Origin of the sequence: Methylobacterium sp. GC_Met_2, assembly GCF_026540795.1 — a bacterium.
Classification (GTDB): Bacteria; Pseudomonadota; Alphaproteobacteria; order Rhizobiales; family Beijerinckiaceae; genus Methylobacterium.
In genome coordinates this window covers 36,145-56,916 of the sequence record NZ_JALNUM010000008.1, presented here as the reverse complement: position 1 = coordinate 56,916, position 20,772 = coordinate 36,145, and the positions used below count along the sequence as shown (strand labels likewise).

The 20,772-nt window shown below is 68.9% G+C and carries 20 protein-coding genes and 1 tRNA gene; 8 read left to right on the top strand and 13 right to left on the bottom strand.

All coding sequences use genetic code 11. From position 1 onward, the window contains the following. Nucleotides 1–106 precede the first annotated feature (106 nt). Nucleotides 107–1,630, bottom strand: coding sequence for a DEAD/DEAH box helicase (locus OXS49_RS05050; RefSeq protein WP_267422390.1), 1,524 nt, complete (start codon nt 1,628–1,630; stop codon nt 107–109). 488 nt (nt 1,631–2,118) lie between these two features. Here OXS49_RS05050 and OXS49_RS05045 point away from each other — a divergent pair, with 488 nt between their 5' ends. Beyond that, complete coding sequence (locus OXS49_RS05045; protein ID WP_267422388.1) at nt 2,119–2,664, top strand: helix-hairpin-helix domain-containing protein; 546 nt, start codon at nt 2,119–2,121, stop codon at nt 2,662–2,664. A 99-nt stretch (nt 2,665–2,763) separates the two neighbouring features. Continuing rightward, nucleotides 2,764–3,036: a hypothetical protein gene (locus tag OXS49_RS05040; protein ID WP_243997822.1), complete on the top strand. Its 273-nt coding sequence runs from the start codon at nt 2,764–2,766 to the stop codon at nt 3,034–3,036. A gap of 246 nt (nt 3,037–3,282) precedes the next feature. Here the strand turns inward: OXS49_RS05040 and OXS49_RS05035 are convergent. After that, nucleotides 3,283–3,367: transfer RNA gene (locus OXS49_RS05035), tRNA-Leu, on the bottom strand. A gap of 123 nt (nt 3,368–3,490) precedes the next feature. Continuing rightward, on the bottom strand, nt 3,491–3,796 hold the full coding sequence (locus OXS49_RS05030) for a FliM/FliN family flagellar motor switch protein (protein WP_267422443.1): 306 nt from the start codon (nt 3,794–3,796) through the stop codon (nt 3,491–3,493). An 89-nt stretch (nt 3,797–3,885) separates the two neighbouring features. Between OXS49_RS05030 and lipB the strand changes: the two genes are divergently transcribed. Then, nucleotides 3,886–4,617, top strand: a complete 732-nt coding sequence (lipB, locus tag OXS49_RS05025; protein ID WP_267422382.1) for a lipoyl(octanoyl) transferase LipB — start codon at nt 3,886–3,888, stop codon at nt 4,615–4,617. Nucleotides 4,618–4,846: 229 nt separating this feature from the next. Here the strand turns inward: lipB and OXS49_RS05020 are convergent, their stop codons facing one another. Continuing rightward, entirely contained in the window at nt 4,847–7,003 is a 2,157-nt protein-coding gene (locus OXS49_RS05020) for a carbohydrate porin (RefSeq protein ID WP_267422380.1), read from the bottom strand. Between the two features lie 366 nt (nt 7,004–7,369). Between OXS49_RS05020 and OXS49_RS05015 the strand changes: the two genes are divergently transcribed. Genes OXS49_RS05015 through OXS49_RS05000 form a run of 4 tightly spaced genes read left to right on the top strand, consistent with a single transcriptional unit; the run spans nt 7,370 to nt 10,601 of the window. Next, nucleotides 7,370–7,933, top strand: coding sequence for an iron transporter (locus tag OXS49_RS05015; RefSeq protein ID WP_267422378.1), 564 nt, complete (start codon nt 7,370–7,372; stop codon nt 7,931–7,933). 16 nt (nt 7,934–7,949) lie between these two features. Further along, nucleotides 7,950–8,297 (top strand): cupredoxin domain-containing protein, encoded by a 348-nt coding sequence (locus tag OXS49_RS05010; protein ID WP_267422376.1) that lies wholly within the window; start codon nt 7,950–7,952, stop codon nt 8,295–8,297. Next, complete coding sequence (locus OXS49_RS05005) at nt 8,294–9,727, top strand: 4Fe-4S binding protein (protein ID WP_267422373.1); 1,434 nt, start codon at nt 8,294–8,296, stop codon at nt 9,725–9,727. Before OXS49_RS05010 ends, OXS49_RS05005 begins: the two co-directional genes overlap by 4 nt. Before the next feature lie 49 nt (nt 9,728–9,776). After that, a complete protein-coding gene (locus OXS49_RS05000) occupies nt 9,777–10,601 on the top strand; it encodes an FTR1 family protein (RefSeq protein WP_243997805.1) in 825 nt (274 codons plus the stop codon). Nucleotides 10,602–10,699: 98 nt separating this feature from the next. On the opposite strand, the gene OXS49_RS04995 is transcribed toward OXS49_RS05000, so the two are convergent. Both OXS49_RS04995 and sseA read right to left on the bottom strand, forming a co-directional pair. Next, nucleotides 10,700–11,176: a hypothetical protein gene (locus tag OXS49_RS04995; RefSeq protein ID WP_267422365.1), complete on the bottom strand. Its 477-nt coding sequence runs from the start codon at nt 11,174–11,176 to the stop codon at nt 10,700–10,702. A 63-nt stretch (nt 11,177–11,239) separates the two neighbouring features. Further along, nucleotides 11,240–12,088 (bottom strand): 3-mercaptopyruvate sulfurtransferase, encoded by an 849-nt coding sequence (gene sseA / locus OXS49_RS04990; protein ID WP_267422363.1) that lies wholly within the window; start codon nt 12,086–12,088, stop codon nt 11,240–11,242. Nucleotides 12,089–12,475: 387 nt separating this feature from the next. On the opposite strand from sseA, the gene OXS49_RS04985 reads away from it, so the two are divergent. Beyond that, complete coding sequence (locus tag OXS49_RS04985) at nt 12,476–12,709, top strand: GcrA family cell cycle regulator (protein WP_243997799.1); 234 nt, start codon at nt 12,476–12,478, stop codon at nt 12,707–12,709. A 33-nt stretch (nt 12,710–12,742) separates the two neighbouring features. Here OXS49_RS04985 and OXS49_RS04980 read toward each other — a convergent pair whose 3' ends face one another. The 7 genes from OXS49_RS04980 to cpaB form a co-directional block, all read right to left on the bottom strand. Continuing rightward, nucleotides 12,743–13,720 (bottom strand): type II secretion system F family protein, encoded by a 978-nt coding sequence (locus OXS49_RS04980; protein ID WP_267422361.1) that lies wholly within the window; start codon nt 13,718–13,720, stop codon nt 12,743–12,745. Between the two features lie 46 nt (nt 13,721–13,766). After that, nucleotides 13,767–14,759 carry a type II secretion system F family protein gene (locus OXS49_RS04975; RefSeq protein WP_243997795.1) on the bottom strand — a complete coding sequence of 331 codons (993 nt, stop codon included), beginning with the start codon at nt 14,757–14,759 and terminating at the stop codon, nt 13,767–13,769. A 3-nt stretch (nt 14,760–14,762) separates the two neighbouring features. Next, complete coding sequence (locus tag OXS49_RS04970; RefSeq protein WP_243997793.1) at nt 14,763–16,202, bottom strand: CpaF family protein; 1,440 nt, start codon at nt 16,200–16,202, stop codon at nt 14,763–14,765. 30 nt (nt 16,203–16,232) lie between these two features. Next, the gene (locus tag OXS49_RS04965; protein ID WP_243997791.1) at nt 16,233–17,510 is read right to left on the bottom strand and encodes an AAA family ATPase; all 1,278 of its coding nucleotides are present in this window, start codon (nt 17,508–17,510) and stop codon (nt 16,233–16,235) included. Between the two features lie 68 nt (nt 17,511–17,578). Further along, nucleotides 17,579–18,337 carry a CpaD family pilus assembly protein gene (locus OXS49_RS04960; RefSeq protein ID WP_243997789.1) on the bottom strand — a complete coding sequence of 253 codons (759 nt, stop codon included), beginning with the start codon at nt 18,335–18,337 and terminating at the stop codon, nt 17,579–17,581. A gap of 20 nt (nt 18,338–18,357) precedes the next feature. Beyond that, complete coding sequence (locus tag OXS49_RS04955; protein ID WP_267422353.1) at nt 18,358–19,914, bottom strand: type II and III secretion system protein family protein; 1,557 nt, start codon at nt 19,912–19,914, stop codon at nt 18,358–18,360. 5 nt (nt 19,915–19,919) lie between these two features. Continuing rightward, a complete protein-coding gene (gene cpaB, locus OXS49_RS04950; protein ID WP_267422351.1) occupies nt 19,920–20,732 on the bottom strand; it encodes a Flp pilus assembly protein CpaB in 813 nt (270 codons plus the stop codon). Nucleotides 20,733–20,772 lie beyond the last annotated feature (40 nt).

Here is a 20,772-nt window from a genome sequence, read left to right as displayed (position 1 = left end):
CGCCCGACTGCGTTGCGGTCCGGTACGGCTCCAATGCTCTAACGTAGAGCGCGCGCCGCTGAACCGATATCCGGTTCGGCGGCAAGCGCTCGAAGTCGTGGCTGGTTCAGGAGCGGGGCGACCGCTCCAGCCAACCGATGTTGCGACCCTCACCACCGCCGCCGCCGCTGCGCGGGCGGGCATCCGCCCGCTGGGGCCGGCTATCGCGGCTCGGACGACCCTGGTTCGGGCGCTGCTCGCCCTGCGGCCGGGCCTCGCGGCCCTGCGGAGCCGGGCCACGGCCCTCCTGCGGCCGGCCCTCTTGCGGCCGTCCCTGCCGGGGGGCGGCACCCTGGCCGCCGAAGCCGCGTCCGCCCTCGGGGCGTCCCTGCTGGGGACGGCCCTGCTGCTGCCGGGGCCGCTGGCCCGGGCGGCCGCCACCCGGACGCTGCTGCTGCCGCTCGGGCCGGCGCTCCTCCTCGCGGGCGATCTCGGCCGCTTCCTGGCGGGACGGCGGGTTGAAGCCCTCGGGGAAGCCCGCCACCGGCACCTTCTGGCGCGTGATGCGCTCGATGTCCCGTAGGTAGGCCTTCTCCTCGTCGTTGCAGAACGAGATGGCGAGCCCGTCCGCACCGGCGCGGGCGGTCCGCCCGATCCGGTGGACGTAGCTCTCCGGCACGTTCGGCAGGTCGAAGTTGATGACGTGGCTCACGCCGTCGACGTCGATGCCGCGGGCCGCGATGTCGGTGGCCACCAGCACGCGGCAATCGCCGTCGCGGAAGGCCTGGAGCGCCCGCTCACGCTGGGGCTGGCTCTTGTTGCCATGGATTGCGGCGGCCGCGATGCCGACCTTGTCGAGGCCGCGCACAACGCGGTCCGCCCCGTGCTTGGTGCGCGTGAAGACCAGCACGCGCTCGATCGCCGGATCGCGCAGGATGTGTCCGAGCAGCGCCTGCTTGGCGCCGGTATGGACGAAGATCACCTGCTGATCGACCCGCTCGGCCGTGGTGGCGACCGGCGTCACCGCGACCTGGACCGGATCGGTGAGGTACTGGCTCGCGAGACCTGCGATGTTCTTCGGCATGGTGGCCGAGAAGAACAGGCTCTGGCGCTTCTGCGGCAGCATCTTCACGATGCGCTTGAGGGCGTGGATGAAGCCGAGATCGAGCATCTGGTCGGCCTCGTCGAGGACGAGGATCTCGACGCCTTCCAGCGTCAGCGAGCGGCGCTCGATCAGGTCGATCAGGCGGCCCGGGGTGGCGACGAGGATGTCGACGCCCGGCGCCAGCGCCCGCTCCTGACGGCTGATGGTGACGCCGCCGAACACCACCGTGTTGGTGAACGACAGGTGCCGGCCGTAATCCGAGAAGGATTCGGCGATCTGGTTGGCGAGCTCGCGGGTCGGCGAGAGCACCAGCACCCGGCAGCCGCGGCGCGGGGCGCGGCGGTCCGAGAGGGCGAGGCGGTGCAGGATCGGCAGCGCGAAGGCCGCGGTCTTGCCAGTGCCGGTCTGGGCGATACCGCAGAGGTCGCGGCCCGTCATGGCCGGCGGGATTGCCTGGGCCTGGATCGGGGTCGGCGCGACGTAGCCGGCTTCGCTGAGCGCCCGCAGCACGGGCTGGGCGAGGCCAAAATCGGTGAATTGGGTCAAGGATGTATCCGATGCAGCAGGGCCGGCCGGGCGCCGCGCGTTCCGCGCGAGAAATGCCGTGTTGAGGCCGGTCCGTTGGCAGGGGGCAGCCCGCGTGATGGGGCGGCCCGGGTGCATGCACGTTATGAAGAGGGGGGCCGGATCACGCCGCGATGGCGCAGGATCCGTCACGCAGCCCCCTCAAGCGGGCCATGGCGGCCGCTGACGCTGCAACGCCGATATGACGGTGTGCGGCTGCGAAGTCAATGTCGCGCGGCACGAGCCGCCGCATGGCACCGCCCCCTGCTCTGCAAGGCTCGACAGGCCACCGTCTTGCGCAATCCGTCCCCGGGGACAGCGGTGGCTCGCCAGAGGACGGTTCAACGCGACTCGAACGAACCTTGAATTGCCCCGCGCGATCCGTGAGGAAGCGCGGATGGTATCGCGGGCCCGGGGACAAGCATCGGGCCGGCCGAAGAGGGGGGCGAATGATCCGATCTGTTCTGTCCGTGAGCGCCGGTCTGGCGGTGATCGCAATCGTCTTGGCATCCCTGTGGATCGGGTATGGCCCACGCCCTCAGGGTGGGCCGGACAAGCGGACCTCCGCGGTGATTCCCCTGTCGCAACAGCAGCGAACCACCGTGGACGCCAAGGGACAATCCATCCGGACCATCACGCCGGGATCGTCGGCCGGTCCCGGGATGGCGGCAACGGCGCCCCCGGCATCATCCCCGTCCGCTGCTGCTCCGGCCAGCCCGGCGCCTGGTGCCTCGGCCGATCTCGGCTCTCCCGCGCGGCAATCCGACGGTGTGTCCACCACGGGTTTGAGGACGGAGCCGGCCCCGGGAGAGGCTCGGGACCCCTCCGACTCGCCAGGTGGGAGCGTCGATCTCAACACGGCGTCGGTCGAGCAGTTGAACGCGCTCGGGGCCGGTATGATCGGCCGGCGGATCATCGAGTTCCGTCCCTACGCCTCCCCCGATGAGCTCCTGACGCGCCGTGTCTTGAAACGCGCCGATTACGACACGATCAAAAACGCGATTACTGCCCGATAGCCCCCCAAGTGGACTGACGAAGTGAACAGGCGTCCATCGCGGACGTTGGTGCACGGATCACGCACAAGACGTGATCGTGGAACGCTCGAGGAGCCTGCCATGCGAAAGACCGCACTGATCGCGGCTGTCGGCCTATTGTCGATGGGGACCGCCAGCTTGGCCGCCGAAAATGCCGGTGGTGCGGGCGTGCCCGGAACAACGCCCCGCATGCAGGGCTCGCCCAATGCCGCGGGCTTCGGCAAGGCGGAGACCACCGGGACAGCCGGCGCGACCACGCCGGACACCACCGCCACCCAGGACGGCAAGATGAAGGGCCCGCCGAACGCATCAGGGTTCCAGCACGGCGCGTCCGGCCAGCCATCGGGCCGCTGAGCTTCTGCGGGCGGGGTCGATTGTCGGCTGCCGCCTCGCAGCGCCGCACTGTCCCACGGCACGATGCTGTGGGTGTTCATCGGAGGCCGGGCTCGGACTGGAGATCAGCTGCGGACCGCCGAAAGGTCCCCGTAGCGAGAGTCAGTCCGGCAAGTGGTACGTCTGTCGGTGATTGTGCGGGACCGCCCCTAGGGCTCCGGTCACGTCGTTCGGCGCCGATCTTGTCTCTATCAGGAGAGAGAAGATTGGTGCGGCCAAGAGGACTCGAACCTCCACCCCTCGCGGGACTAGCACCTCAAGCTAGCGCGTCTACCAATTCCGCCATGGCCGCATCGGACGCGACGATCCGTGTCCGCTCGCTCGACAAGAGCCGCCCTCGGGAGATCCCGGAGGCCGATACGTTGTCGGCGGCGCAGCGGATAACAGATCGATCCGCCGCCGACAAGCGCTTCACTCACGCGGAATCGTACCCGCTCTCCAGAAACGAGGCCGCACCGTCACCGATGCTGGCGCCCGGCTCCACGATCGAGGCCGCCTTGCGGATCAGCTCCGTCACCTCGACGGAGATGCGGTCACCGGTCACCACGATCTGCCCGCGGGCGACCGGATGGTCGTTGGCCAGGATCTCGACCATGTCGCTGTCGCTGGCGTCCAGCTCGATCACGGCGCCGCGGCCCATGCGCAGCAGCATGTGCAGCGGCATGCGGGTGCGGCCGAGCACCACCGTCAGATCGACCTTCAGCGTCTCGAAGACCGCCACTGCCCGCCATCCCGTCTCGCGGCCAAGACCTTGCAACCGCCGGCCGCGGATGTTGAAGGTTTCGACCATCGACGCAGGATGGTGAACCATTGGTAAACGCGCCCCGCCTCGCGGTCAGCCCGCACGCCTTCCCAAACGCGCCCGGCTCCGGCCCGGTGGGCTGGCGCGTCAGCGATGCGCCCGTGGGCTACGAGGCGGCCGTCGCCTGGATGGAGGCGCGCGCGGAGGCCATAGCCCGCGGCACGGCACCCGAATGTGTCTGGCTGCTGGAGCATCCGCCGCTCTACACGGCCGGAACGTCGGCCCGGCCGGAGGATCTGGTGGCGCCCGACCGGTTCCCGGTCCACGCGACGGGGCGGGGCGGGCAGTACACCTATCACGGCCCCGGCCAGCGCGTGGCCTACGTGATGCTCGACCTCGACCGCCGCAGCCGCGATCTCCGCGCCTACGTGGCGAGCCTGGAGGCGTGGCTGATCGCGACGCTCGCGGCCTTCAACGTCCGTGCCGAGCGCCGGGAGGACCGGGTCGGCGTCTGGGTGCGCCGCTCCGAGAAGGGGCCGGAGGTCGAGGACAAGATCGCGGCGATCGGCATCCGGGTGCGCCGTTGGGTGAGTTTTCATGGGATCAGCCTGAACGTCGAGCCGGACCTCGCGCATTTCGACGGGATCGTGCCCTGCGGGGTCCGCCTGCACGGCGTGACGAGCCTCGTCGATCTCGGTCGGCCGGTGAGCATGGCCGAGGTGGACATGCAGCTCCGGGCGGCGTTCGAGGAGATCTTTGGGGTGACCGCGATGGAGTCCGTAAGCGCGGGCGATCCGTGAGCGCGTTCTGGCCGAGGCAAGCCTCAGACGTCTGCGCGTCCGATCACGGGTTTCCAAAGGGCTTTCGGCCCTTTGGTGGGTTGCCACGGCGAAGCCATTGGCACGGGCGAAGCCCGATCGCAGGGCGCTGCCCTGCACCCGCGAAAGGTCTCGACCTTTCGAAACCATGACGTCCGCAACACCCGCTCGAACGATTGCCCAACACCCGCCGATAAGGCGTCGCACCCCGTCAGAAATCTGCGTGCAGCCGCGAGGCGAAGAAGTGGGCCGGGCCGCGGTCGCGGTTGTAACCGGGGTTGTTGATGAACTGGTAGTCGAAGGTCAAGGTCACGAACTTGGTCAGGTTCAGGGCGTAGTAGGTCTCCAGAGCCCGCTCGGTGCCATAGTTGAGCCGGCCATCGCCGATCAGCAGCCCGTAGAAGCCGGCCGCGAAGGCCGCTCGGTGGGAGGGCGAGAGCCCGTTCATCGCCGCGCCGATCCCGACGGTGTCGTCCGGCCGGTCCCACGCCTTGCCCTTCAGCGACAGGCCACCGGAAAAGCTCTGGTCGACATCGGTGAACGAGATGTTCTCCGTGCGGCCGTCGTTCAGGCTGGCGCGGGCGAACAGGCCGAGGTCCGGCGTCAGCGCCTGTTCCAGGTTGATGTAGCCGCCGGTCTTGCGCCGGGGGCGCCGGGTTGCCCCGACCGCGTCGTTGATGTCGTCGAACGCGCCGAGTTGCGTCAGCGTCACCACCTCCCGGTTGTTGGCCGAGTTGCCGACATTCGAGAAGAACCCCAGGCGCAGCTTGCCCGGCTGGTCCAGCCCCGGCAGGACGTAGCGCTGCTCGAACTCGGCGTTGAGCCCCGCCCGGCGGAACACCCGCGGGTCGAGTACGTCGCTCGACGGCTCCTTGGGCACCTGCGTGTAGGCGGCGCGGATCGCGAATTCCGGCCGGTTGTACTCGGCATAGACACCCTGCGTGAAGCCGGGGAGGTTCGCCGGGAAGTCCCAGGCCGAGGAGCCCCAGATCGACCAGTTGAAGAAGTCCACCCGCGGATCGTGCGCGTAGATGTTGCCATCGAAGAAGTCGCCCAGCGCGAACTTGCCGGCGATCAGCGTGATCCGCTCGGCATCGTAGCGGGTGGCGACCTGGTTCGGCCCGTCCGGCACCTCCACGGTTTCGCCGCCGAGGTTGATCGTCTGCTTCACGTAGTAGCGGTTCGAGCGCAGCTTCGGGAACGGGGCACCGGCCTTCTGCGCCTCGCCGTTGACGAAGCCGGCCACGCCCAGCGTCCGCGACAGGCCGAACCCCTGGCTGAACTCGGGATTGTAATAGACTTCCGTGGTGTCGGTGAGCTTGAGCCCGAGGAAGATCGTAGCCGTGGTGGTCTGCCGGGCCTGATCGGGGATCAGGCTCTGCGCCCCCGTATAGGGCGAGCGGAAGCCCGGGACTCTCTGCGCGATCAGGGTCGTCTGCCCGTGCAGCGAAAAGCGGCCGGTATCGCCGTTGTCGGGATCGTGCGGGGCGGTCTCGTCGGGATCGGGCGGCACCTTCAGCCCGTCCGGGAACCACATCAGCCGCAGAAACATCTGGTTCGACGTGAAGCTCGCCCGGGTCGCGACCGGGCCGCCCGCATCGCCTGGCACGATGCCCAACGGAAACCGTCGGCTGCCGCCGAGATCGACGTAGCGGTAGTCGATCCCGAGGGCGAGGTGGTCGCTGACGGCGTATTGCACCCCCGCGCCGAGGGTGAACCCGAGATAACCGAGTTCGCGCTGCGCCGTGTTCTGGCTGCCCGTATCGAGGTCCGGATAGGTCGCAAGGACGCGTGCGTTCGCGCCGGCGAGGCCGAAGGATCCGTAGACGAGATAGCGCTCGAAGCTGTAGCCGAGCCGCGCCCGCAGGGTGCCGTAGAGTTCGGTCTTGGCGCGCACGACGTTGAACGCGGGGTCCACGTCCGCGTAGCCGAAGCCCGCGATGGTCGAGGGCACCGGCCGCTTCAAGTTCGCCGCGTCGATCGTGGCCTCGACGCCGTAGACCCAGGGGCCCGCCTGCCAGTTCCAGCCACCGAACAGCCCGCCCACCGCCGTGGTGGCGTTGCGCCCCTGGTCGCTGCGGCCCGTCGAGTCGCCGCTCTTGAAGGCCGGGACCGGCCGCCCGCCGATCGTCGTCGGACCGAACGTGTAGGCCCCGTATGAGCCGCCCGCACTGCCCTCGAGGCCGATATAGCCGCCCGACCAGTCGGTGTAGGCGGACACCTCCGCTGCCCGTCGCTGCGCCGCGAGGTCGGCCGCGCCCGCAGGCGCGATGACTGCAGGGGTCAGCAGGAGAACTGCCGCCTGGGTCAGCGCTGGGATTCGAGGACGGAATTTCGCTTGAGCCAGGGGCGCGGGACGGATTCTCATGCGACTCACAGCAACAATATAGCTTTTGCTAAAACCCACTTCGCTGCAGCGCAAGCCGTGGCGGGCCGGGGCGGTGAACGCGGTGTCGCAGGTGCGGCATCGCGGCGTTCGCTCGGCGGCCACGTTTTCAGCCGTTAGCGTGGCAGTCGCATGACGTTCCCGAGATCGCTGCACCGGTCAAGATCGGGCCGGCCACAGGCGGGAGAAAAGTCTTGTTCGCGACAGATTACAATCAGCCGAGTGGGCAACTGAGACTGGGAAATACAGAGCCAGCATGCCAATAGGCCTTCAGATTAGAATTGTTATTATTTGATAGTGGGGCGATGCCTGTTTGAAGTTCTGGCACGAGGGTCTATGTGCAAAACCATGCGTGCCTCAACCGCCCCGACGATTCTCCGCGGCCTCGCCTTGGTTGCCGCCCTCGCCATCGCGGGATCCGCCGCGGCCAAGGAGGTGCCGATCGGCCCGCATGTAACCCGCAACGGCCTGGAGGTCGCCGCCGTCTACCTGCAGCCGATCGAGATGGAGCCTGCCGGGATGATGCGCGCGGCCGCGCAATCCGACCTCCATCTCGAGACGGACATCCGCGCCGCCAAGGACAACCGCAACGGCTTCGCCGAGGGCGACTGGGTGCCGGCGCTCGACGTGCGCTTCGAGGCGGTGAAGCTCGACGGCGACAAGCCGACCGACCAGAAGGTGTCGGGGATGCTGATGCCGATGGTCGCCAATGACGGGCCGCATTACGGCGACAACGTCAAGCTGTTCGGCCCCGGTCGCTATCGCCTGAAGGTCACGGTCGCGCCGCCCGGCAAGGACAGCCATTTCGGCCGCCACGTCGACAAGGAGACGGGCGTCGGCCCGTGGTTCGAGCCATTCGAGGTCGTGCAGGACTTCACCTTCGCCGGCGTCGGCAAGAAGGGCGCCTATTAAGCTTCCGGAGGTGTTCGTGTCCCGCCTGCTGCGCGCTGCCGCATTCGCTGCCCTGCTCCTCGCCGCTTCCGTGGCCGCGGCCGCGCCCGTGCGCGCGGACGACATGCCGGTGATCAAGGTGGAGATGCGCGACGGCGTGATCCTCCCGGCAGTGATCGAGGTACCGGCCAACACCCGCTTCAAGCTGGAGATCTCGAACACTGGCCAGTCGCCCGTCGAGTTCGAGAGCACGGAGCTCAAGCGTGAGAAGGCGCTGGCCGCGGGTTCGACCTCGGCGATCGTGTTCCGCACCCTCGATGCGGGCTCCTATCAGGTGTTCGACGATTTCCATCCGGACGCCAAGGCGACGCTGGTCGCCAAATGAGTGCGTCGACGACAGCGCCTGCGGCCCTGTCCGCCGCCTCTCGTCCCGCACGCCGCGCCTGGATCGACGCGCGGCTCGCGCAACTCGGCGACGCCATGCGCCGCCACGGCTGGGCGCTCCGGGCCGTGCAGTGGCTGATCATCGCCGTCTATGCGGTGCTGGTGATCGTGCCCGCCCTGCTGCCGCTGCCAGACAACGCCGCCCATATCTGGACCAACCTGACTTTGGCTGCGCAGTTCGCCTTCTGGGGGATCTGGTGGCCGTTCGTGCTGCTCAGCATGGTGCTGGTCGGCCGGGCCTGGTGCGGCGTGCTCTGCCCCGAGGGGGCGCTGAGCGAGTTCGCCAGCCGGTGGAGCCGCGGCTATGCCGTGCCGCGTTGGATCACGTGGCAGGGCTGGCCATTCCTGGCCTTCGCCGGCACCACGGTCTACGGCCAGATGACCAGCGTGTACGGCTATCCGAAGCCGGTTCTGGCGGTGCTCGGCGGCTCGACCCTGGCGGCGATCGTCGTCGGGCTGCTCTACGGGCGCAACAAGCGGGTCTGGTGCCGCTATCTGTGCCCGGTCAACGGCGTCTTCGCGGTGCTGTCGAAGCTCGCCCCGATCAGCTTCCAGGTCGACCGCGCGGCCTGGGCCGCCTCGCCCAAGCCCGCCCGGGGTGCCGAGGCGTTCAACTGCGCACCGCTCGTGCCGGTGAAGACGATGCGCGGCGCCGGGGCCTGCCATATGTGCGGGCGGTGCAGCAATCATCGCGGTGCGGTGCGCCTCGCCCTGCGCTCGCCCAATCACGAGATCGTGCACGTGGCCGGCACCGAGCCGGATTTCAACCAGACCGTGCTGATCCTGTTCGGCATGCTGGCCCTGGCGGTGGGCGCCTTCCAGTGGTCGGCGAGCCCCTGGTACGTCGAGGCCAAGCAATGGGCCGCCACCTGGCTCATCGAGCGTGGGGTGACGTGGCCGCTGGAGATGTCGGCGCCCTGGTTCGTGCTGACGAATTATCCCGACCGCAGCGACGTGATGACACTGCTCGATGGCGGACTGCTACTGGCCTATATCGGCGCGGCGACGGTGATCCTCGGGCTCGCCCTGTCGGGGATCGTCGCGCTGGCGACCCTCTCCCTCGGGGGCTGGTCGCTCCGGCGTTTTCATCACCTGACGCAGACGCTGATCCCGGTGGCGGGCTGCGGTGTCTTCCTGGGGCTCTCGGCGCTCACCGTCACGTTCCTGCGGGGCGACGGCATCGTGATCCCCTACGTGTCGGAGATCCGCGCCGGGATGCTCGGTGGGGCGAGCCTGTGGAGCGTCTGGCTCGCCTGGCGGGTCGCCGGCCTCGACGCCCACGGCCTCCGGCGGGCGGCGGCCACCACCTGCATCCTCGGTGCGACCGCCCTGTCGGTGGTCAACTGGGTGCTCATGTTCTGGATCTGGTAGCGCGGTCCGCGCGCCATCTCGCAACACCTCGCAACCTTTGGAGACCGCCATGATCGGCGCCTTCGTCATCGCCTTCCGCGAAGTCATCGAGGCGGGCCTCATCATCTCGATCGTGCTTGCGGCGACCCGCGGCATTCCCGGCCGGATGCGCTGGGTGCTGCTGGGCATCGCGGGCGGACTGGCCGGGGCCGGCCTCGTGGCCCTGTTCGCGGAAAAGATCTCTGACGCGTTCGAGGGCAGCGGGCAGGACATCCTGAACGCCGCGGTGCTGATCGTCGCGGTGCTGCTGCTGATCTGGCACAACACCTGGATGAGCAAGCACGGCAAGGAACTGGCTGGCGAATTGCGCGCCGCCGGTGCGGCGGTGCGCTCGGGCGAGCGCGAGGCCGCCGCCCTCTCCATCGTGATCGGCGCCGCGATCCTGCGCGAGGGCGCCGAGTTGGTGCTGTTCCTCTACGGCCTCGTGGCCTCGGGCACCTCGGGGGCGGATATCCAGTTCGGTGCCGTGGCCGGCATCGGGGCGGGGGCGCTGCTCTCGGCGGTGACCTATTTCGGGCTTGCGGCGATCCCCAGCCGCTACGTGTTCTCGGTGACGAGCGTGCTGATCATCTTCCTGGCGGCGGGGCTCGCGGCGCAGGCCGCCCAGTTCCTGGCCAATGCCGGCGTGGTGGACGTCCTCGGCCACACCCTCTGGAACAGCTCGGGCGTGATCGCCGAGACTTCCTGGCCGGGCCGCATCCTGCACGCCCTCGTGGGCTACACCGATCGGCCGACTGCCCTGCAGGGGCTGGTCTACGTGGCGACAATCGCGGTCATGGTCGGGCTGATGCAGTGGAGCGCCGCCGACAAGCGCCGCGCCATGCGGCCTGCCTGAGAGCGGGGCGGCCCGGAGGCCGACCCGCACCCGGATTTCGGAGGCCCGGACAGCCCCGCCGCTTCCGGCGGAGGATGTCCGGTTTACCTTCCGGTTCGTCAGCCCTGCACGGCCCATTTCGCGGGGTCGGCCGGCTTCTGCTTGTAGATCGTCCCGGCGAAATCGACGTGCAACTCCGTGGCGACGTCGTCGCCGCGGTGGGCCAGAAGCTCGAAGTGCTTCGGCTTCCGGCGCGGAGACCCGGTGACCGACCAGCCATCGGCGGCGGCCGCTGCAAGGGCTTTGGCGGGATCGGCCGGCACGTCCGGTCGCGCCGCACCCGGCGGGTGGTTCGGCTTCTTGTGCTGGATCAGCACCGGCTCCCGGCCCGCGGCGGCGATCCGCGTGACCTTGATCTCCGAGGGCCGGCGTTCCCCCTCCAAGGTGACGCGCAGACCGGTCGCGAGCGGGAACGCGTCGGCGCCCTTGGGACCGAGATCGGCCAAGTGCGTGGCGCCGCCCGCTTCGAGGGTGAAGCGGTGCGCGAAGACGTGCTGGATGGTGCCCGACAGGGCGTTGGTATCGTGATGCGGCATGATCTTCTCCGAAGAGCGCCCAGCCGAGGCGCTTTCGATATATCGGATTGGGTCGACCGCCCGTCAAGGGGCCCCTGTCGCCACCGCCCGGTTCGGATCGGCGCCCCATTCCGACCACGATCCGTCGTAGAGGCCGCGGGCGGGCCGGCCCATCGTTTCCAGGGCCAGCGCGATGATCGCCGCGGTCACCCCGGAGCCGCAGGTGGTCACGATCGGGCGGTCCGGATCGACGCCGTTCTCCGAGAAGACGGCGGCCAGCTCCTCCGGGCTCTTCATCCGGCCCTCGCGCTGCAGCGCTGCGTAATGCAGGTTGCAGGCGCCCGGCATGTGACCGGGGCGGACACCGGCGCGCGGCTCCGGCTCCTCGCCGCGGAATCGGGTGCCCGAGCGGGCATCGACCACCTGAGCCACGCCGCTTGCCAGGGCGCGGGCGACATCGTCCGCATCCGCCACCGCACCGTGATCGAGCCGGGCGGTGAAGTGCCGGCGCTCGCGCGGATACGGCTCGCCCTCCTCGGTGGGGTAGCCCGCCGCCGCCCAGGCCGGAAGCCCGCCATCCAGCACGAGGGCATCGCGCACCCCGAAGGCCTTGAGCATCCACCAGACCCGCGGTGCGGAGAACAGGCCCATCCCGTCGTAGACCACGATCTGCTGGCCGTCGCCGACGCCGAGCGCCCGCATTCGCGCGGCGAAGACCTCCGGGCGGGGCAGCATATGCGGCAGGCTCGACTCGGTGTCGCTCATTGCGTCGAGGTCGAAGCGCCGGGCGCCGGGGATATGGGCTGCGCGGAACTCGGCCTCGGGATCTCGGCCTGCAGCCGGGAGATACCAGGAGGCATCGAGGATCACGAGGTCGGGGGCGGTGAGGCGATCGTGCAGCCAATCGGGTGACACGAGGGGCGCTTGGGCCATGGGCAAGTCCGGCTCTGGTCGCGGGAACCCGAACCAAACCACAGGTCGGTCCGGCTTGCACACCCGGGCGGGAAGCGATTCGGAGCGTTCAGGGCGTTTCGTCAGCCCGGTGAATGTCAATCGAACAGGCGATATGCCTGCCAGCTACGCATCCGGCACCGTGCTCCGATGCAGTGCGTGCACATTGGTCTTGTTTTAAATTGCCTTAACCCCAGTTACGACAACACGATGACGCCGATCGCGCCGGTCGACATCGGGTGAGTCGATTCGGATGCCATCCCGACGGATGCGTCCGGGGTCGCTGCCCGAGGGAGAGGCGTCCGTCCCTTCCATCTGCCGGGGCCCCTGGTCCCATCGAGCAGGATCATCATTGAGCCGATCGACACCATGAATCAACTCGTTCGCATGTCCCAGATCGGCGACGCCGAGACCGTCAAGGAGCCGTCGGCCGACCTGCGCGTTCCCTTCGCGCAGTCCGGGGCCTTCGTGTGCAAGTACATCATCGGCGAGCCGAACGACCGGGCGGTCTGCTGCGGCGCACCGGTAGCCGACGGCAAGAGCTGGTGTGCCTATCACCGCCGGATCGTGTTCGAGCCGACCCGTCCGGGCCGTATCCGCTGAACTTTGCGCTGAGCGGGGTGTCACCCCTGCGCGTCACTGGGTCCGCATGATCTGGATGACGGCGGGGGTGATGATGACGACGAACAGCACCGGCAGGAAGAACAGGATCATCGGCACCGTGAGCTTGGGCGGCAGCCCGGCCGCCTTCTTCTCGGCTTCGGTCATCCGGTTGTCGCGACTCTCCTGTGCGAGCACCCGCAGCGCCTGCCCGATCGGTGTGCCGTAGCGCTCGGCCTGGACCAGGGCGGTCGCCACGGCCTTCACGGGATCGAGGCCGGTGCGCAGCACCAAGTTCTCGTAGGCCTGACGCCGGTCCGGCAGGAACGACATCTCGGCGGTCATCAGCGCGAGTTCCTCGGCCAGCACCACCGATGAGGTGGCGATCTCGGTGCTCACCCGCCGAAAGGCATGCTCGATCGCCATGCCGGACTCGACGCAGATCAGGGTGAGGTCGAGGGCATCCGGCCAAGCCTTGCGGATCTCGGTCTGACGCTTCTTGGCGGCGTTGACGAGGAACAGTTCCGGCGCCTTGATGCCGGCATAGGCGGCGCCGATCACCAGTCCGAGCCGCACGAGGTACGAGGCGTCGATCGCGTCCAGCACGAACAGGTAGAACAGCGCGCCGATCACCGTGGCAACCGGCACGACGAGGCGGAAGAACAGGAACGCGGTCTCCGCTCCCTGGCCGCGATAGCCCGCCTGCATCAGCTTGCGCTTGGCCGTGTCGGTGGCGAGCCAGCGTTGCAGCTGATACCGCTCGACGATCGACTTCATGTAGGCCTTGGGTTCGACGCGCAGCGTGCCCCGCATCGACACCTGTGCGCCTTTGGCGCGCTCGCGCCGCCGGATCTGCTCACGCTCGTCGCTCACGAACTTCATTCGCTTCTCGAGCTTGTCGGTCTCGAAGAACGGCTGCGCCACCGCGAAAGCGGTCGCCGCCGCCGCGATGGCGGTCAGGAGCGTCCCCATGAACCGGGGATCGAACAGCTTCGCGGCGATGTCGTCGATCATGGGATCGGATCCGGGAAAAGCGCGCGGCGGGCGTGAGGGCCCGCCATCAGAACTCGAAGGCGATCATCTTCTTGATGGTGAAGACGCCGATCGACATCCAGATCGCGGCCCCCACCAGCGCGATCTTGCCGATATCGGTCGTCCAGAGCAGCGAGATGTAGTCGGGGCTCGTCAGGGAGGTGATACCCCCCACCCCGAAGGGCAGGCAGGCGATGATCGAGGCCGAGGCCTTGGCCTCCATGCTCATCGCCTGGATCTTGCCGCGCATCTTGGCCCGGTCGCGCAGCACCGTGGAAAGGTTGTTCAGCGCCTCCGACAGGTTGCCGCCCGATTGCTGCTGGATGTTGATCACGATCACGAAGAAGTTGACCTCCGGCGTCGGCACCCGCTCGAACATGCGCATGACCGCGTCGCCCAGCGACAGGCCGAGCGCCTGGGTCTCCACGACGGTCCTGAACTCGCTGCGGACCGGCTCCTCCGCTTCGCGGGAGACCATGCGGAAGCAATCCCCGACCGGGATGCCGGTGCGGATGCCGCGCACCACCACGTCGACGGCGTTGGGCAGTTCCTTGTTGAACTTGGCGATGCGCTTGAGCCGCAGGCGGCGCAGCAGCCAGGCCGGCAGGCCGAAGCCCCCGGCGAAGGCTGCACCGACCCCCGCGATCGGGCTTTCGGTCAGCACGAAGAGCAGCAGCCCGCAGATACCGGCGCTGATGGCCGACATCATGTAGAAGGTCTGCTTGGTCCAATCGAGGCCGGCGCGGGCGAGCTTCAGCTCCACGCTGGCTTTTGAGGCACCCTTGGCCTTGGCCTCGATCTCGCTCAGCGTCTTGGCGACCTGCTCGCGTCGGTTGACCGCCACGCCCCGCAACGCCGCCCCGGTCGGTGAGACGCCGATCGCCTTCAGGCGCTTGTTCGCCCGGCGCTCGCCGTCGAACAGGGGCAGGATCGCCACGTAGGCGACCGCCGCCGCGGCGATGCCGATGAGGCCCGCAACGATCGGAAGGTTCGAAGAGCCGATGGCGGCAAGATTCGGCATGCCTCAACTCCGATCAACAACCTCGGCGGCGTCCAGCGCCTCGCCGAGCCGACGCTCCAGGCCGTAGTAGCGGGCGCGCTCCCAGAATTTCGGCCGGCCGATCCCGGTGGAGCGGTGGCGCCCGACCAGCCGGCCGTTCGCGTCCTCGCCGACGATGTCGTAGAGGAAGACGTCCTGGGTGGTGATGACATCGCCCTCCATGCCGAGCACCTCGGTGATGTGGGTGATCCGCCGGGAGCCGTCGCGCAGGCGCATGGCCTGGATCACCACGTCGATCGAGCCGCAGATCATCTCGCGAAGCGTCTTCGAGGGCAGGGTGAAGCCGCCCATCGAGATCATCGATTCGATACGCGACAGGCACTCGCGCGGGCTGTTGGCGTGGAGCGTGCCCATCGAGCCGTCATGGCCGGTGTTCATCGCCTGGAGCAGGTCGAAGGCCTCGGGTCCGCGCACCTCGCCGACGATGATCCGCTCGGGCCGCATGCGCAGGCAGTTCTTGACGAGATCGCGCATGGTGACCGAGCCCTGGCCCTCCATGTTCGGGGGGCGCGTTTCCAGGCGGACCACGTGGGGCTGCTGGAGCTGGAGTTCCGCCGCGTCCTCGCAGGTGATGACCCGCTCGTCATGCTCGATGAAGGCGGTCAGGCAGTTGAGCAGCGTGGTCTTGCCCGAGCCCGTGCCGCCCGAGATCACCACGTTGCAGCGTGACTGACCGATGATCTTCAGGACCTCGGCACCCTCGGGCGAGATCGCCCCGAAGCGCACGAGCTGCTCCAGGGTGAGCTTGTCCTTCTTGAACTTACGGATGGTGAGCGCCGGGCCGTCGATGGCGAGCGGCGGCGCGATGACGTTGACGCGGGACCCGTCCGGCAGGCGCGCATCGCAGATCGGCGAGGCGTCGTCGACCCGGCGGCCGACCTGGCTGACGATCCGCTGGCAGATGTTCATCAGCTGCTGGTTGTCGCGGAAGCGCACGCTGGTCAGCTGGATCTTGCCGTTGACCTCGATGAAGGTCCGGTTGGCGCCGTTGACCATGATGTCGGCGATGTCGTCGCGGGCGAGCAGCGGTTCCAGCGGGCCGTAGCCCAGCACGTCGTTGCAGATGTCGTCGAGCAGTTCCTCCTGCTCGGCGATCGACAGAACGATGTTCTTGAGCCCGATGATCTCCGTGACGATGTCGCGGATCTCCTCGCGGGCGGTCTCGGCGTCGAGGCGCGAGAGCTGCGTGAGGTCGATCGCTTCGATCAGCGCGCCGAAGATCAGGCTCTTGGTCCGGTAGTAATCCTCGGACCGCGTGGTCTCGACGACCACGGGGGCGGACGGCTCGGGCCGCTTGGGCGCGGCGTCCCGCTGCGGTGCCGCCGGTGAGGGAGCGGGCGACCGCGGCGCAGGCGTGGGCGCAGGGGCGGCCGGTGCGCCGCCGATCTGGCGTCTACCGAACATGGGCCATTCCCGGAGCGCAATCCCGCCGCATCACGAGGCCTTTCCGCCGACGAGCTTGGCGCCGGGGAACTTGCCGCCGGCGAACTTCGCGAGGAGCGGCTCGAACAGGCTGGTGCGCCCGTGGCGTCGGGTCTCCGAGCGTCCGAGCGTCAGGGCGGCGAGGTCGTTGAAGAGCTCTGCCACCTTCGAGCCGGCCTGGATCTCGGCGATCATCTGGCCGTTGTTGGCGGCCGTGCCGAACAGGGCCGGCTCGAACGGAATCGTCAGCGCGACGGGAGACTCGAGGGTCTTAGCGAATTCGGGCGTGCCGATCTCGGGGCGCTTGGGCACGCCGACGCCGTTGAGCAGGATCCGCGGCGGGGCGTCGTTGGGGCGCCCGTGCTTGAGCGCGCCCAGGACGTTCTTGGCGTTACGCAGGCTGGCGAGGTCGGGGCCCGCGACGATCAGGATCTCGTCGGCCGCCGTGAGGACGCGCTTCGTCCACGCGTTCCACTGATGCGGCACGTCGAGCACCACGCAGGGCACACTGGCCCGCAGGTACTCGATCAGGGCGTCGAAGGCCGGCTCCGACAGGTCGATCGTGCGGTCGAGGCTCGCGGGCGCCGAGAGCAGGCTCAACGTGTCGCTGCACTTCGACAGCAACCGCTCGACCAGGGCGGAATCCAGGCGCTCGGGGGCGAACACCGCCTCGGCGATGCCCTGGGGCGGATCCTGGTTGAAGTTCAGCGAGGCCGTGCCGTAGGCGATGTCGAGATCGGCGATCACCGTCTGCACGCCTTGGCTGCGGGCCACCGACCACGCGAAATTGTGCGCCACCGTGGAGGCGCCGATCCCGCCCTTCACCCCGTAGACCGCGACCGTGCGGCCCACCGGCTTGACGCCCGGGGCCGTGAACAGGTCTGAGATCGCCGCAATCAGGGTCAGAGGATCCACCGGCGCCATCAGATAATCCGACACCCCGCGCTGGATCAGCTGACGGTACAGGGTGACGTCGTTGAGATGGCCGATCACCAGGACGCGGGTGCCCTCGTCGCAGACCTCCGCCAGGGCGTCGAGGCATTCGATCGGCTTGGAGCGCGGCCCCTGCGTCTCGATCACGATGACGTTGGGCGTCGGCGCGTGCCTGTAGGCCTCGATGGCCGCAGCCCCGCCGCCCATCCGCACCTTGACCTGCGCCTTCTGCATGCGCCGGTCGAGGGCCGCCCCTTCAATCATCGCGGCGGTCTCGCTGGTATCGCAGAACGCCTGGATGGTGATCCGGGGCACCGGGGCGATCGTGCGCTCGGCTGTCTCGGACAGGTCTGCCATGACGGCACTTTCAGGTTCGCGTTCGGGGTGCAGCGTCGAGGTTAGATGAGGCTGGCGGATCGGCCAGCCTATTGGGCGACCTGAGATTTTACGTCGGTCTGCCCATCTTGCCGCCATGTGGTTGATGGATCCTTGCCTTCACGCAACTGGCCAATGTCCCGGACCCGCTTGACCGTGTCGATACGGCCCTCGGGCCGTCCGCGAACGAGGTCGACGGGATCCGCCACCTGGGCGGCCACGGTCGATTGCGTGGCACAGCCGAGGTTCCACATCGGCCGGTTGCTGTAATCGAGCGCGAAGTTGCTGGTCCCGGTATCGTTGGGCCAGAGCCCGCAGGCATCCGAGACCTTGGCCTGCATCCGCTGGAAGCTCAGGCGGATCGGCGCGGCGAGGCTCGGAGCCGCCACGGCGTAGCCGGTGACGGCGATCTCGCGGGGGGCGACCCGGTCCTGTGCGGCGAGCCGGGTGAGGAAAGCCGCGGTGCGCTCGGCGGAAGCGGCCTGGTCCGGCGGCCCGCCACGGGGGACCTCCATCAGCAGGGTCCCGCGCCCGTAGCGGCGGTATTCCAGCATGAAGGCGTCGACATCTGCGGTCTGGCGGGGATCGAGATGACCGACGCCTGTCGGGAACACGTCGAGGCTGCGGGTGCCGTCGGTCAGGACGATCGGGTGCCGGGCGCGGTAATCCGAGACCTCGATCGCACCGGTGGTGGCGACCGGCTGGTTGTTGCAGCCGGCCGCCAGGGCACCGAGCGCGCAGGCGGTGAGCAGGGGGGCGAGGCGGCGCTGGTGGGCGGCCGGCCGGATAGGCGGGTGGCGTCCGATCATGAATCCGATCCTGGAAGGCGCTACTCGACGATGAAGCCGACGCGGCCGCGATAGGTCTGTCCGACCGGAGCCGCCCCGGTGGGGGCGACCTTGCCGTACAGGCGGTTGATCTGGCCGAGCAGCACCGCCTGGCCGTCGGTGGAATCGACGAAGTTGTCGTCGGGCCGGCTGACCTGCTTCGGCTCAATCGCCCGGGCGATGTAGGGGGTGACCATGATCATCAGCTCGGTTTCCATGCGCTGGTAGTCCCGGGAGCGGAACAGGGCGCCGAGGATCGGCAGGTTGATCAGGCCGGGCAGGCCGGAGATCGCCTGCTTGTTCACCTGCTGGATCAGGCCGGCGGTCATCATCACGCCGCCGGAGGGCAACTCGACTGTGGTCTCGGAGCGGCGGACCCGCGTGCCCGGGATGGCGGTCGTGACGCCGTCGTTGGTGTAGCTGAAGCTGGTCTGGGGATCGATTTCGGTGACGTCGGTGGCGACGCGGATCGAGATGCGGTTGTCGGCCAGCACAACCGGCGTGAAGCTCAGGGCGACGCCGTAGGGCTTGAAGGTGATGCCGGGGGCGGAGCAGATGCCGCCGACGCAGCTCGAGGCCGCCGAGGGCACCGGGAACTCGCCGCCGGCCAGGAATTTCGCGGCCTCGCCGGAGATCGCCGTCAGCGTCGGTTCCGCGAGCACCCGGGAGACCCCGGCCTGCTCGAAGGCCTTCAGCGTCGCCTGGAGCGAGAAGCCCCCACCTCGCACCGACGCCTGGATCTGGTTGCCGGTGGGCGTCGTCCCGCCGGTGATCGGGAAGGGCAGGTTGTTGGCCAGGGCGGGAGAGGTGAGGGCGTTACCGAGCGGGTTCAGCGCCGACCAGTTGCCGGTCACGTTGATGCCGAACTGCTTCAGGACGTTGCGCGACACCTCGACCACGGTGACGCGTAACATCACCTGATCCTTGTTGCGGATCGAGAGGTTGTTGATCACCGCCCCGCGCGCGCCGGCCGCGACGCCGCCGCTCGACCCGCCGGAGGCGCCGCCCGCGCTGCCCAACCCCACGAAGGCGTTGGAGATGTCGATCGCCTGCTGGGCGTCCGCCGATGAATTGACCGAGCCCGACAGCAGCACCGAGGCCCCGGAGGAGCGCACGTCGAACCGCCCGCCCGGAATGCTCTGGCCGAGCAGCTCGCGGAGGGTTCCGAGATTGAGGTCGCGGGCCACCGTCACGTCGAGGGCGGCGATCTGGCGGCCCTCGGCATCCATGATGAAGATCGAGGTCGCGCCGTCGGCCATGCCAATCACGAAGACCTTGCGGGTCGAGCGGACCACGGCGTTGGCCACCGCCGGATTGGCCACGAAGACCTCTTTGGCGTCCCGCGGCAGGTCCACGATCACGGAGCGGCCGGCGGTCAGCTCGACGCGGCGGGTCGAGGCGGCCTCCGCGGCGCCGACCGTCAGGACCGGCGCCGGGCCATGGATCGGTCGCTCCTGCGCCGAGGCCGGGTTGGCCAGGGCGGCGAGGAGGGCGAGGGCGCAGGCCGAGCGGTAGGCTCGACGGCGCGCCGGGCGGGCGAGGGGCAGCGGAGCGATCATGGCGGTCACGGCGTCTGCTGCCGCGCGACTCCGAAGCGCACCACGGTCAGTGCGGGATCGGTCTGCGCCTGGAGCGTGTCGGAAGGGGCGGTGGGATCGGTGGGCTGGCCGGCATCGGCGAGGCTGCGCAGGGACAGCGACAGTGCCCCGTCCTTCCCGGCGAGCGTCAGGCTCTCGGCCTGGGCGGGTGTGACGGCCAGCGTCGCAGTCTCGCCGGTGACGACGTTGGTGCCGTTCTTCTCTTGGATCAGCTGGCCGATCGCCAGGACGCGGATGTCGGTCAGGATGGTCTGTGAGACCTGGACATCGCGGTTCTCGCCGTTCGTCTTGGTGATCTTGTGGAAGGTACGGATCACGTCGACGCGGTCGTTCGGCAGGATGAAACCGCCGGCCGAATTGGTGCCGCGGCTGTCGGTCGTGATCGCGACCGCGCGCTGACCCGGCGGCAGGATCGCCGCCATGAAGCCGCTCTCCGGGCGCACCAGCTTCTGTGCGCGGATCGGCTCGCCCGCCAGGAAACCCGAGCGGGCCGAGGCGCCGGTCGTCTCCTCCATGCCCTTGGGATTGCTCTTGCGGGTGACGAAGCCGGCATTGACGGCATTGTCCGGCCAGGGCTGCCAGCGCAGATCCGTCGGGCGCAGCACCTGACCCATCGGCATGTCGGTGGCGGCCACCAACACGTCGGTCATGGGCACCGGCGGCGCCTCGACTTTCATCGGCGTCGGAGGCGGCGTCGGATCGCCGCCGCTCATCAGGAACGCCGCTCCGCTGCCCGCCGCGAGGGCGATGCCGAGGACGGCAAGACGGGCTGGTTTCATCGCAGGGCCACGAGCCGGAGACGGCCGAATTGCCGTTCAC

Excerpts from the sequence above, each read along its gene's own strand:
- OXS49_RS05040 (WP_243997822.1), top strand. The coding sequence starts at position 2,764 with ATGCGAAAGACCGCACTGATCGCGGCTGTCGGCCTATTGTCGATGGGG.
- OXS49_RS05020 (WP_267422380.1), bottom strand. The coding sequence starts at position 7,003 with ATGAGAATCCGTCCCGCGCCCCTGGCTCAAGCGAAATTCCGTCCTCGA.
- OXS49_RS05015 (WP_267422378.1), top strand. The coding sequence starts at position 7,370 with ATGCGTGCCTCAACCGCCCCGACGATTCTCCGCGGCCTCGCCTTGGTT.
- OXS49_RS05005 (WP_267422373.1), top strand. The coding sequence starts at position 8,294 with ATGAGTGCGTCGACGACAGCGCCTGCGGCCCTGTCCGCCGCCTCTCGT.
- OXS49_RS05000 (WP_243997805.1), top strand. The coding sequence starts at position 9,777 with ATGATCGGCGCCTTCGTCATCGCCTTCCGCGAAGTCATCGAGGCGGGC.
- OXS49_RS04995 (WP_267422365.1), bottom strand. The coding sequence starts at position 11,176 with ATGCCGCATCACGATACCAACGCCCTGTCGGGCACCATCCAGCACGTC.
- sseA (WP_267422363.1), bottom strand. The coding sequence starts at position 12,088 with ATGGCCCAAGCGCCCCTCGTGTCACCCGATTGGCTGCACGATCGCCTC.
- OXS49_RS04985 (WP_243997799.1), top strand. The coding sequence starts at position 12,476 with ATGAATCAACTCGTTCGCATGTCCCAGATCGGCGACGCCGAGACCGTC.
- OXS49_RS04980 (WP_267422361.1), bottom strand. The coding sequence starts at position 13,720 with ATGATCGACGACATCGCCGCGAAGCTGTTCGATCCCCGGTTCATGGGG.
- OXS49_RS04975 (WP_243997795.1), bottom strand. The coding sequence starts at position 14,759 with ATGCCGAATCTTGCCGCCATCGGCTCTTCGAACCTTCCGATCGTTGCG.
- OXS49_RS04970 (WP_243997793.1), bottom strand. The coding sequence starts at position 16,202 with ATGTTCGGTAGACGCCAGATCGGCGGCGCACCGGCCGCCCCTGCGCCC.
- OXS49_RS04965 (WP_243997791.1), bottom strand. The coding sequence starts at position 17,510 with ATGGCAGACCTGTCCGAGACAGCCGAGCGCACGATCGCCCCGGTGCCC.
- OXS49_RS04960 (WP_243997789.1), bottom strand. The coding sequence starts at position 18,337 with ATGATCGGACGCCACCCGCCTATCCGGCCGGCCGCCCACCAGCGCCGC.
- OXS49_RS04955 (WP_267422353.1), bottom strand. The coding sequence starts at position 19,914 with ATGATCGCTCCGCTGCCCCTCGCCCGCCCGGCGCGCCGTCGAGCCTAC.
- cpaB (WP_267422351.1), bottom strand. The coding sequence starts at position 20,732 with ATGAAACCAGCCCGTCTTGCCGTCCTCGGCATCGCCCTCGCGGCGGGC.